10 protein-coding genes and 2 pseudogenes are annotated in these 10,871 nt (G+C 68.8%); 5 read left to right on the top strand and 7 right to left on the bottom strand.

Features of this window, described 5'->3' with window-relative positions; translation table 11 throughout:
• Window positions 1-138: 138 nt before the first annotated feature.
• A pseudogene (locus ACIRVK_RS44265) lies at window positions 139-297 on the bottom strand (transposase); the annotation flags it as partial.
• Window positions 298-475: 178 nt separating this feature from the next.
• Window positions 476-1,903, bottom strand: a complete 1,428-nt coding sequence (locus ACIRVK_RS44260) for an IS1380 family transposase (RefSeq protein WP_404257645.1) — start codon at window positions 1,901-1,903, stop codon at window positions 476-478.
• Window positions 1,904-2,131: 228 nt separating this feature from the next.
• Between ACIRVK_RS44260 and ACIRVK_RS44255 the strand changes: the two genes are divergently transcribed.
• A complete protein-coding gene (locus tag ACIRVK_RS44255; RefSeq protein ID WP_404257643.1) occupies window positions 2,132-3,238 on the top strand; it encodes a hypothetical protein in 1,107 nt (368 codons plus the stop codon).
• A 125-nt stretch (window positions 3,239-3,363) separates the two neighbouring features.
• Here the strand turns inward: ACIRVK_RS44255 and ACIRVK_RS44250 are convergent, their stop codons facing one another.
• The 4 genes from ACIRVK_RS44250 to ACIRVK_RS44235 all read right to left on the bottom strand — a co-directional run bounded on the left by ACIRVK_RS44250 (window position 3,364) and on the right by ACIRVK_RS44235 (window position 6,156).
• Window positions 3,364-4,281 carry a replication-relaxation family protein gene (locus ACIRVK_RS44250; RefSeq protein ID WP_404257641.1) on the bottom strand — a complete coding sequence of 306 codons (918 nt, stop codon included), beginning with the start codon at window positions 4,279-4,281 and terminating at the stop codon, window positions 3,364-3,366.
• Window positions 4,282-4,660: 379 nt separating this feature from the next.
• Complete coding sequence (locus tag ACIRVK_RS44245) at window positions 4,661-5,389, bottom strand: hypothetical protein (RefSeq protein WP_404257639.1); 729 nt, start codon at window positions 5,387-5,389, stop codon at window positions 4,661-4,663.
• A 106-nt stretch (window positions 5,390-5,495) separates the two neighbouring features.
• Window positions 5,496-5,840: a hypothetical protein gene (locus tag ACIRVK_RS44240; RefSeq protein WP_404257637.1), complete on the bottom strand. Its 345-nt coding sequence runs from the start codon at window positions 5,838-5,840 to the stop codon at window positions 5,496-5,498.
• Window positions 5,841-5,877: 37 nt separating this feature from the next.
• On the bottom strand, window positions 5,878-6,156 hold the full coding sequence (locus ACIRVK_RS44235) for a hypothetical protein (RefSeq protein ID WP_404257635.1): 279 nt from the start codon (window positions 6,154-6,156) through the stop codon (window positions 5,878-5,880).
• 208 nt (window positions 6,157-6,364) lie between these two features.
• Here ACIRVK_RS44235 and ACIRVK_RS44230 point away from each other — a divergent pair, with 208 nt between their 5' ends.
• From ACIRVK_RS44230 to ACIRVK_RS44220, 3 genes and pseudogenes are all read left to right on the top strand, one after another.
• Entirely contained in the window at window positions 6,365-7,114 is a 750-nt protein-coding gene (locus tag ACIRVK_RS44230) for a hypothetical protein (RefSeq protein WP_404257633.1), read from the top strand.
• Entirely contained in the window at window positions 7,111-7,443 is a 333-nt protein-coding gene (locus ACIRVK_RS44225) for a winged helix-turn-helix domain-containing protein (RefSeq protein ID WP_404257631.1), read from the top strand. The genes ACIRVK_RS44230 and ACIRVK_RS44225 overlap by 4 nt, the downstream gene beginning before the upstream one ends.
• A 38-nt stretch (window positions 7,444-7,481) precedes the next feature.
• Window positions 7,482-8,458: pseudogene (locus ACIRVK_RS44220) on the top strand (transposase family protein).
• A 144-nt stretch (window positions 8,459-8,602) separates the two neighbouring features.
• On the opposite strand, the gene ACIRVK_RS44215 reads toward ACIRVK_RS44220, so the two are convergent.
• On the bottom strand, window positions 8,603-9,937 hold the full coding sequence (locus ACIRVK_RS44215) for an alpha/beta fold hydrolase (RefSeq protein ID WP_404257629.1): 1,335 nt from the start codon (window positions 9,935-9,937) through the stop codon (window positions 8,603-8,605).
• A gap of 68 nt (window positions 9,938-10,005) precedes the next feature.
• On the opposite strand from ACIRVK_RS44215, the gene ACIRVK_RS44210 reads away from it, so the two are divergent.
• Window positions 10,006-10,623 (top strand): TetR/AcrR family transcriptional regulator, encoded by a 618-nt coding sequence (locus tag ACIRVK_RS44210; protein WP_404257627.1) that lies wholly within the window; start codon window positions 10,006-10,008, stop codon window positions 10,621-10,623.
• Window positions 10,624-10,871 lie beyond the last annotated feature (248 nt).

The raw sequence follows: 10,871 nt of genomic DNA, 5'->3' as shown, positions 1-10,871 counted from the left end.
GACCGGCACCCCGAACACCCGGCGGTCTTCAACGGCCACCGGGCACCAAGCCCTGCCCACACCCACCCTGACCAGGCTCTATTTACGCGTCAGAGTGGGCGGCTTGGACCGCGGGCGGGGTGTGTCAACTTAGCGGGTCTGGCCCGTAGTCGGTGCTGCCAGCGAGATGACCATCTCGTCGACGCCGGTAAGGCGCTTCTGTCGCTTCTGGGCGATCTTCGGTTCAAAGGAGCCGTCCCGGTCGCGGGGCACGGTTATCTCCACCGGACCGACGTCGGTCAGCACGGTCTTGGTGCGTTAGCCTCGATTCTTCAGCGGGTTTCGGTCGCTGATCAGTGCGGCTGGTCGCCCGTAATGTCCTCCGCCGTTGCAGGACGGGCCGTCGCGTGACGCCGCGGGGTGCGCCGGGTTCCACGGGCCCGGAGGGCGCGGGGTGTCCTCCTTCCTGGTCCTCGTCGGGGGTGTGAGCCGGCCGTCAGGTGGCGGCCGGAAGTTGCGTGAGCCTGTTCCAGCTGGTGGTGAACGCTGCCGCCCAGGGCCAGGTCTGCTCGATGCGAAGCATGCAGCGGCGAGCGTGACGGGCGAGGCGGGCCGGAAGGTGGTAGAGGCGCAGGCGCATCGTGTCCGGCTCGGCGTCTTCGAGGCCGTCCTGGTCATGCAGGGTGAGCAGCCGCAGCCAGGTGTCGAGATCGGCGGCGAGGTTCGCGGCGAGCATCCAGCCTGTGTTGATCTGCCACGACTGTGAGGGCAGATTCGTCAGCCCCATGGCCTTGCCGGTACGGATACGGTCTTCGACCTCGGCGTGGTCGCGGTGCAGGGCGTCGAGGAACTGGATCTGGTGGGAGGCTGCGATGCCCCACATGTGCCGGATGTTCGTGACGGTGATCGAGTAGCGCCAGCCGGTCTTCTGCTCGAAGGCGGTCAGCTTCTTCATGTGCCGCCTCGACGGGCGCACGCGGCGGACGATCAGGCGCATGCCCTCCGGCCAGCCCTCGCGGGTGTTCAGGTAGGTCAACTCCGCAACCTGGTAACCCGTTTGAAGGTCGCCGCCCTGTGTCAGCGAGGTCTCCCAGGCGCTTTCGGGGAGCCTCGTGATCGCCGCCTCGTCCTCGGGCGTGATCTTCCATCCGACCGTGTAACGGACCGTGCGCCGCTTCGTGTTCAGCGCCTCCAGGTGCTGGAGCAGGCCATGGGTGGCGCCCGCGCCGTCGACCCGCACGAGGATCTTCGACTGGGAGGAGTGCGGTATCTGATCCAGCGCGGCGGCCAGGACGCGGACGTGGTCGTCCACGGTGTTCGCCCCTGCGTTGCCCGGGCGGAGTTCCATCGCGAGGCTCTCGCCGGTGTTCGCCAGCCAACTGCCCAGCGGATGGAAGCCGAACGTGCCCTTGAACGTGGCCGCGGCCCCTTGTTTCCGGGACACGCTCGTGATGACCGTGGCGTCCAGGTCGATGACGATCCAGCCTGTCAACCTCCGTCCGGCGACCGTGAGCCACGGGAAGCCGCCGGGCCGCAGGTGGAGCAGCGTCCACACATGCCGGCGCACCCGTCGGCGCACCTTCGCGATCTTTCTCAGGGTCTTGTCGTCCAGCTCGGCCAGCAGACGGCGCATCGTTGAGTCCGAGGCCGCAGGGCCGAACAGGCCCTGGTGGTGAAGCTGAAGCTGCTCGGCCTCCAGCAGGCTCCGCGCCCCGAGCACCATCGCGACAGCGAGCTGGACGAGCACCCCGGCCCGCTCCCGCCACCTGGCACTCGTGCTCGAGGGAAGCACCCCGGCGAGCCCTCGTGTCAGCCCCACCCGGTCCGCCAGCCGGCGCAGCAGCACCGCCCCTGCATGCCCGACCAGCCCCTTCCCGTCGGCTGCCACGGACAGCCGACGATCCCACCCTGTACGCTCGCTCACCAGAAAGGTGTCCTGACTCCTGCATCGGATACGACCTAGACACTCGCATCCTCGCAGGTCAGTGGCACCTTTCTGCTGTCAGGCCGTCAGCTCACCCAATTCCGCTGAATAACCGGGGTTGATACCCCACGACGGCGGCAGGTGCCGCTCCCCCAGCGGATGGGAAAACATGTTGGCTGGCTGCCTGGAGAGCTGCGACGATGCGGCTGTTTCCCAGGCGGAGGACACTTGTTCGTTTTCGTGTGCGCGGGATGCGGCGCCGAGTTGACCACCCCGCTGTCCCAGGTCTCACTGCCAGTCCACGCCCGTCAGAAGTACGGGAACGGGGCTCAGCTTCCGGTGCTCATGGAGTCCGGGACGTTTGCCGTGGACCCGGATTCCTGGGGAGGGCCGTGGCGGATGTGGGACGAGATCGATCCGAGCGAGGCGGAGGCACGCGGCATCTACGCGCCGGTCTACGCCTTGTCCGACAGTCCGCCCGGGGCCAGCGTCATCGCGCCCGGTGATATCCGGGGCACCCGGCTGATTCCTGAGAAGCGCGGCGGTGCCTGCTGCGGCCTCGACGGAGCCGACGGGCCCAACATGGCCTGCGAGGCATGCGGCCTCCCCGTGGCGACCAGGGTCGACGACTGCTCGCTTTGGCAGGCGGTGCGGCTCAGCTCGGACGCCGTGCGTCGCGTCCCCGTTGACGGTGTCCACGTTGCGTCCCTCTCCTGGGCCGAGCTGGCAGAGAAGGGGGAGAAAACGCCCCCGTTCGAGCCGATTGCCACGTGGACAGGACGGTTGGGGTCGAACCACTACTGGTCGTGGAGCCCGCAGTGGGAGGCGGCAGCTGGCCAGGCGCTCGCCCACCTGTTGGTTGCCTCCCAAGGGCAGCCGGTGAAAGTCCCGGACGGTCTCACCGCGGACGTGTTCCAACGCGCGCTCGACGCCCTGCTGCCGGCAGGCCCCCCGAAGCGGCGCGCCGTCCTGGCTGGACCGGGACAGCCCTCTCCAGACGCGGGCGTCGACATCCTTCTCGTACCGGTCCACCCCCAGACAGGTCAGACCTGGACCCCGGCCAGCACGACTGCGTCGGCATACCTGGTGCCCCTGCCGCTCGGGGTGTGGCTGTGGCTGGTCTCTCCCCAGCCGTACTTGGCGGTTCCCGCGTCGGGCCGCATACCCCGAGACGTACTCCGCGACGACCCGCTCCCGCTGCTCCCCAACTACCTGTTCCGAGCCGACCGGGGAACGTTCCAGCACACCTTGGTCCGGCTACCAGCCATGCGCAGCCCGTGGTTGCGCACGATCCTCGAGAACCTCAGGCAGGGCACCTCGGTCGACCTCTTCTAGCCGTCTGGCAATCGAACGGCGCCCGACTCTCGTGCCTCCCAAAGTGGTCGACAACTGCTGTCCGATCTCGTGAACAAAGCCAGTGCCGCCCTGCCTGTCTGTCAACTGGGGTCAAAAGCACTTACTCACAGATCTGTCCACGGGCGGGGCTTGCCGCCGGCCAGAGGCTGCCATACGTCCCGGGCGGGACCGTGCTGCTCAAGGTCTTCCAGCACGGCGGCTCCCAGTCGGACCTCGCGGGCGAGGGCTGTCACGAGCGGGTGCTGAGCAACCATCGCCTGCAGATCGCTGATCCGGTTCTCCAGCCTGGTCCGGGAAGCACCGGTGAGGATGACGAGCACACGAGGAAAGACCGGATACCAGCGCAGCCAGGCGGCGGGACCCGAGGCGGCCTGCCTCCGCCTTCCGGCGGGCTGGGCCTCGTATTGGTGCAGGCGCGCGTACTCGATCAGTTTCACGGCCAGCCGTTCGCTGCTCATGGTGGTGCGGTCGACTTCCACGAACGCCCGCAGCTTCCGGCGGTGCTCGTTCTCGGCGACGGTGTAGTACATGACCGCGTCGGCGACGATCCGTTCGCCCTCGCCGATGGAGTGGGACACCTCGGGGGCCCAGTCCCAGGGGCCGTGCTCGTGCCCGAGCCGGCGGGCGTCTTCGGCGAAGGCAAGGTGGGCGCGCAGCACGGCGAGCGTGTGCGGGGTCTTCAGCGATGCTGCCATGGTCGAGGTGATGGGGTAGGGCGGCCGCCCCCGCAGGACTGGAAGGTCCCGGGTCAGCCGCGCGCCGTCCGGCGTGAGATACCAGGCCTTGGTACGGGTACGGTTCGCGTCCGGCAGCACCGTGCAGTCGACGAAGCCGTCGGAGCGCAGCCGGTTCAGAACGCGGGACATCAACTGCCGTGTGCCGTCCGGGCGCAGCATCCGGCGCAACTGGCTGGTGGTAGCGATGCGGTGCTGGGCGAGCCCCGCCAGCACCTGGTGGGACAGGGGCTCAGCGGGGCTGGGGGCCAGTCTCGTCGCCGGAGTACTCCGTGCAGCGCTGCTCATGAGGTGTTTCCTTCCGCGGCCGTGGCGGTCTCCGACGGAAACCTTCGGTTGCAGTTGAGGAAACGCGCGGCCCCGACCAGATCCCCGACCACGAAGCCCCGACCATGGTCACGGACTCGCAACAGCCTCGCGGTGTGTGCCGTGGTCGGCATCCCTGGACCCGACCACGGCCGAACCGGCGCACGAGGACAGTCTGCTCGAAATGCCGAGGTCGGTGTCCTGTGACCAAGCTTGGCGATGGCCGGTCCGCAGCGGCCGGGGCTGCTGCGGGGCGTGGTGGCGAGCCACGCCATGCCGGCCATCGTGCGACACCCGGCCCGCAAGGGACCAACTCCCAAAGCCGGCTGTCGCGTTCATGGGGCGGTATGCAGAGGTCCGCTCACCGCCGGGTACTACTTTTCGACCGTTGGGCGGCCTGCTCGAGGATGCGCCGGCGCGTCCACCGCCGGCGCCCGTTCTGGCGCCCGGCATTCTCGGCGACCCCGTCCGTGTCCTTCAGCAGCGGAAGGTTGCCCTGGGACAGGCTGCTCGAGAAAAAGCCAACGGACTTGTACCCCAGCAGGGCGGCCGCCTGGCTTGCCCCCAGAAGCTCGTCGGGATCGCCGTCGACCGGAACGTCGGGCAGGGACGGTGCCTCGTTGGTTCCGGCTCGTCTTCCGCGGCCGGGCCGGGTGGCCATCCACGCCTGCAGGGTCTCCACCTTCCACAGCTGCCTGCGGTAGGGGTTCTCCGCCGTGCCCTTCTCTTCGACGACATCCGGGTCGGGGAAGTACCCGGGGTGGTCGCGCACGAAGGTCGTGACCTGGTTGGAGTTCTTGTAGCCGAGATACCTCGAGGCCTCCGCCGCGTTCAGCAACGTCCCCGGGGTGAGGGAGGGCGGTGCGTGTACCGCGAGCCGGGCCGGCGCCCGGTGGGCGAACCACTCGGTGACTTCCGCGTGGTCCCACAGGCGGGCGCGGCCGCGCGTGTGGACAGGCTCGGGAAAAGCCTTGCCGGCCGCGTTCTCGGCGCGCTCGGTGTAGAGGCCGCTGATCCGCGCGGGTGTCAGGCCCTGTTCAGCCGCGATCTCGGCAGCGTCGGCCAGGCGAGGCTCACGGCGCGAGGTCATGGCAGAACCGTCCGTCCTGTCAGCAGTGAGCCAGCCAACCCGACTCACAACGCAAATAATGGCAGGAGTCTCGGTCGGGGCGCCGACCGCGCTCACGGCTCACGGACTACTCCTCCGGGATCAAGCAGATACCGCGGCGCGCGGCGTCCTCGGCCATCTCGCCGTACGCAAGGGCGGCCGGCGTCATCTCCCACTCGATCAGGGCCAGCAGCAGGATCACCTCGTCGCGGTCCTGCGAGGCATCGCAGGGCATCCCGGCCATCTCCGCGGCGAACATTAGATCCGCAGGGGCCAGCCCGCCGAGACGCGCTGCCACCTCCCGGTACAGGTCCCGAAGACCCTGCTGGTACAGCTCGTTCGCCTCCTGCAGGAGCAGCACCAGGTCCTCGCCGTGGCGGGCCGGTGCCGCCGCGGCGAGGTCGAGGATGCGCTGGGTTGTCGTCATCGTCATTGAGTATCCCTCCCGAAAGGGGAGTGCCGGGTGGCGGTCAGGTGCAGCCGTCGCACACCGGGCGGCGGCCGCTGTCGCGGGCCAGCTCGGGCTTCTTGCGGGGCTCTTGTTTGAGCGCGGCCCGCACCTGGTTCTCCAGGGCGGCGAACTCCGGACCGTCGTCCGGGCAGACGACGCCCGGGTCGATCCCGCATGACTCGGCATGGCGAATCACATCGGCGATGCGCCTGTCGGCGCGGAAGCTGTCGCCCCAGACCTGCTCGACCTCGGCATACAGGTCGGCGAGCCGCGGCCGGCGGCCGCTTGAAAGGGCCAAGTCGGGCAGGGACGCGTGGCTGCACAGAGCACAGGAGCAGCTTTTCCGGACTAACGACTTGGTACGCGGTAGCGCGGGTTCGGCCGTGACATGGGGAGCCGTCACGCCCGCCGTGCTCGGCGATGGACGGAGGCACCACTCCCCGCGCCCAGCTGAACAACGCGAACAGTCTCTTGCCATGACTAGTTTGTGATGCAAAGCTAGCCGTATGGCAGACGCATCGGTGCCCTCGCCGGACTCCCCACGCGAAGTCCTCGCCGACCTCGGCGACCTCACCCGCAAGGTCCGCGCCGCCCAGCGCGGCGCCTGGTTCCCCCTCCTGCTGTTCGGCGTGGTCACCCTCGGCGGGATCCTCGCTAACCGCTTTACCTTCAGCATCCAGACCACGCCCTGCCCAGCAGGTCACACCCCACCGGGCACAGGCACCAGCTGTGTCCTCACCAAGCAAGGCACGCCGTTCTACTGGTCGATCGGGTGCCTCCTCGCCTATGCCGCGATCGCGTTCTTCTACATCCGCCGCTCCCGCAAACGCGGCGTCGGCACCCCTGTCCGCCCCTACGTCCTCGCCGGAATCGGCATCGCCGTCCTGTTCGCCGCCACCGAGCTCTGGGGCACCGCTCCCATGACAACACCCGGTGCCACGATCGACGTCTGGGGCCTGCACCTCGACCCCAACGCTGAGCCGACGGTGCTCCTCGAGCGGTTCACCGGACCAGCCGCATTCGTTGGGGTCCCGCTGCTGGTGCTGTCCTGGGTGGAACGCAGCCGGGCCCTACTGCTCTTCACCCTGGCCTACTTGGCCCTTGAGCTGGCGCCGATCGCTCCCGGCTGGGCGGGTATCCCCGCCATCTCACCCTGGTCGAGTCTGCCCCGCCTGGCTTTCCCCGCCGCGTTCCTCCTGCTCGGTGCCCTCGGCTTCGCCCTGACCCAGCCTCCCCGTGAGCGCGCCACATCATGACCGACCAAGCCGACCAGCACCCCGTCAATGGCCTTGACGACGTCGTCCATCAGCGCGTCCGCCTCGGCATCCTCACCGTCACCCACCAAGCCCGCCGCGTCGAGTTCGGCTTCCTGCGCACCACCCTCGAACTCACCGCCGGAAACCTCAGCCAGCACCTCACCCTCCTGGAGAAGAACGCACTCATCCACATCGAGAAGGGCTACGAGGGCCGACGCCCACGCACCTGGATCACCCTCACCCCGGCCGGTGACCAAGCCCTCCAAGACGAGATCACCCACCTCAAACGCCTCATCCACCAGATCGAACAAGGCAGCTCGGCCCCGTAGCGCGTGACACGGCGACGGCCACGTGGGTTGAGTGGATTGTGACGTCCTTCTCGCCCCGCGCGGCCTTGTCCCATCCTGCCTTCTGCGGCCTTGATCGAGCACATCTCGGCGACTTGATCGAGGAGTTGGCCGACCCGTGGGCGGCGCAGTGCGAGTCCGCGCTCCGGGAACGCCGCGGCGGCAACCGTCAGCGGGCGGCTGGTGCCGGGCCCGATCACCAGCTGGTCTTCGTCGACCGGGTGCTGGCCACCCTCGTCTACCTGCGGCTGCAGCTGCCGCACGCGGCGCTGGCCGAGCTGTATGGGGTGCCCCGACCTACCGTCACCCGCGCGATCCATGAGATCCGTCCGCTGCTGGCCCGGCGCGGCTTCGCCGTCCCCCAATGGCCCGGCATGCGGCTGCGTACCCTGGCTGACGTCTTCGCCTACGCCGAGGCCGAGAGGGTCGACTTGCGCGTCGACGGCACCGAAGTGCAGGTACGCCGACCCCGGGTCGGCCGGGCGGGCCGCAAGGTGTTCGTGTCCGGCAAGAAGAAGCAGAACACCGCCAAGACCACCACGATCAGCGACGGCTCGGGGCGGCTGCTGTGGTCCGGGCTGACGGGCCAGGTCGCATGCACGACCAGACCGCCGTGCGCACCGAGGGCATCGCCGAGCAGTTCCGCCTGCACCCGAGGGTGAAAGCGGAGGTCGACGAGGGCTACCCGGGACTGGCCAACGAGTTCCCCGACCAGGTCAGCGCCCCGCCGAAGAAGCCCAAGGACGACGCGCCGCTCGGTGAGCACCATTCCTGGCGCAAGCAGCGCCGACGCCAGTCCTCCAGGCGGATCTGCGTGGAACATGTCATCGGCGAAGAGAAGAAGTGGCGCCCGCTCCAGCGGTACACCAGCCGCCGCGAGTACTACCCCGAGACCCACGCCGCCATCGCCAGCCTGGTCTCCGACCGCGCCGCCCGCAGGCCAACCCGGCACCGCACGAGCACCGAACTGGTGCCCGTCCAGCGCACGGCCTGCTGATACCCATCGGACGGACCGCCAGGCCAGCACACCCCGACCTCAATCGCGTACCGAGTCGTAAGAAGTCGTCCTTGGCTGTACCCGCCGCAGGGCGGGGTCGGCTTCGGGTTTCGCCCGCAGTTGCGGTAACGGGCTGCAATGTCTTCATTTGTGGTCGTGCAGGAAGGCAGGGATCTCTTCGCGGGTCGGGTAGTTCGGCAGGGGGGCTGGCTTGTCCTGAAGGAACGCGGTGATGACGGCCACGGCCCGGTCGTTGTTGTGGTCGAGGCCGTTCCACATGTGGTGTCCGACTTCGGGCATGTACTGCGTGCGCTGGATGGCGGGGTCATTGGCAAGGACGGTGGTCTCCCATTGGCGGACCTGGGAGGAGCACTCGGCGATCATCAGCATTGCGGGGGTCCGGGAGTGCCTCAGTTGCGGGGCGATGGAGGGGGAGTCCTTGACCGTCTGCTGGATGCGGAGGCTGGCGGCGGGGCTGAAGGAGAAGTTCTGTGCGGTGTCCTCGGCGGGGATGCGGTGCGCGTCGTGAGCGCAGTAGGCGGATGCGGTGTCGCTGCCGAGGTCGGCGGCGGTGAAGGCGTTGTCGCCTTCGGCCTGTCCGATCAGTCCGGTGTCGGGGGTGAGCAGTCCGAGTCGCATGAGGCCGAATGCCACGGCGTACCGGGGGACGTGCGTCGATCGTGGTCCGGTCGGGGCCGGCGCGAGGCCGCGTGCGGATTTTCGGCCCTTGTGCCCACTGATGTGTGCGGTGGGGCCGTCCATGGGGCCGGGCTCGGCGATGATCGCCCGGTGCAAGCGTGCGGCGAGGCTCGGGTCGGCCAGGGCTCGGGTGAGTACGGCCCCGCCTGAGGAGAATCCGAGGATGTCGACCTTGCCCTTGTTCAGGCGGTCGACGAAGGCGGCGAGGTCGCGGACCGACCTGGAGATCGTGTACTGGCTCATGGGGAGCAGGTCGCTTCGTCCGCCACCGGCCTGTTCGTAGGCGTAGATGTCGTAGCCCTGGCGCGCCAGGAGTTGCAGGAACCGGTGGTCGAGCACCGAGATGCCGCGGACCGGTCCGCCGTTGAGGTATACGAGCGGGGTGGGATGCCGGGTGCCGGGGTTTGCGGGCGGGTAGTGGTACACCGCTACCCGGCTGCCGGTGGCCAGGCTCCAATGCTGTGTGACCACGAAGGGTAGAGCGGGCGGGTACTGCCGGGCCGTGGGCACGGTCGGGATGCAGACCGTCGCTGTCAATGCCGCCGCGACGACCACTGGCAGGAGCGGCACGAGCCGCGCCGGCCAGGTGCGGCGCCAGCCCCTCCACAGCGCGAGGACGGTCCCGGCCCCGAGGGTCGTCAACCACGCGCCGAGCCCCGAACCTGCCCCGCCCGTGAGGGCGATCAGTGCGAGAAAGACGACGACCAGCGTCGCGACGGCGGCCAGGGCCAGCAGTAAGCGTCCGGTGAAGCGGACGGGGCGTATTGCGGACGTGGGCATGGCGGACCTCCGACAGTTTCAGAACACTGTTTCAAAACGACGTTATCAGAGGAGGTAGGCTGCTGGCCGTGGGTAGGCCGAGAACAAACGACGAGGTCGTCAAAGAGCGGCTTGTGGAGTGCGCGACCGAGATGCTCGCCACCCGTCCGCGAGAGTCGGTCACGGTCCGCGCCGTGGCCGCTGCTGCCGAGGCGTCGACGACGGCGGTGTACTCCTTGTTCGGTGGTAAGGACGGGCTGATCGGTGCGGTGCGCGACAGAGCCGTCGCCGGCCTGTTCCAGGATCTGTCGGCGGTGCAGACCTCCGCGGACCCTCTCGCCGACCTCTACGCACTGGCCGTCGCCTACCGTGGTTGGGGGCGCGGACACAGCCACCTGTACACGGTGCTGTTCGGTGGTGTGCAGTCCTTCGACCCGTCGGGGGAGGTCGGTGCCAGTGACCCGATCCGTCCGCTTCTCACGGCGATCGACCGCGCCTTGACGGCGTCCGTCCTCGCCGGCGAAGCAACGGCGATCGCCCTGTCGATCTGGGCCGCCCTGCATGGGCTTGTGACTCTCGAACTGCACGGGGCCCTCGACGCCGCGACGGCCGAGGCCGCATTCCGCTCGACGATTCACGCCACGCTGCGCGGATGGATGACCCCGGAGTTGTTCCGCAGTCTTCGCCAAGCGGAACGCGCTCCTTGACAGGATCAGGACCGGCATCCCGGCTCTCCCGGTACCTGCGGGGGCAGGGTCCCGTCGTTCTCGTGATCGGTCCGGTTGCGGCGTGATGCCGGTCCTGCCTGGATGACGGGCCTGTGTCAGGCGATGCTGTCGATGTCGCCGAACGCCAGGTCGGATTCCCGCCAGCTTCCGTTGGTGGGGCCCGCGATGCTCGACGGCATGAACCGACTCGAAGGAAACGTCGCCTTGATCACGGGCGGAAGCCGGGG

The organism is Streptomyces sp. NPDC101152, assembly GCF_044768275.1.
Taxonomy (GTDB): Bacteria; Actinomycetota; Actinomycetes; order Streptomycetales; family Streptomycetaceae; genus Streptomyces.
Note: the sequence above shows the minus strand (reverse complement) of the source record. Positions and strands in the feature narration are given on the sequence as shown.

What these genes read in the sequence shown, in the direction of transcription:
- ACIRVK_RS44250 (WP_404257641.1), bottom strand. Translation starts at nt 4,281, where the DNA reads ATGAGCAGCGCTGCACGGAGTACTCCGGCGACGAGACTGGCCCCCAGC.
- ACIRVK_RS44245 (WP_404257639.1), bottom strand. Translation starts at nt 5,389, where the DNA reads ATGACCTCGCGCCGTGAGCCTCGCCTGGCCGACGCTGCCGAGATCGCG.
- ACIRVK_RS44240 (WP_404257637.1), bottom strand. Translation starts at nt 5,840, where the DNA reads ATGACGATGACGACAACCCAGCGCATCCTCGACCTCGCCGCGGCGGCA.
- ACIRVK_RS44230 (WP_404257633.1), top strand. Translation starts at nt 6,365, where the DNA reads ATGGCAGACGCATCGGTGCCCTCGCCGGACTCCCCACGCGAAGTCCTC.
- ACIRVK_RS44225 (WP_404257631.1), top strand. Translation starts at nt 7,111, where the DNA reads ATGACCGACCAAGCCGACCAGCACCCCGTCAATGGCCTTGACGACGTC.
- ACIRVK_RS44215 (WP_404257629.1), bottom strand. Translation starts at nt 9,937, where the DNA reads ATGCCCACGTCCGCAATACGCCCCGTCCGCTTCACCGGACGCTTACTG.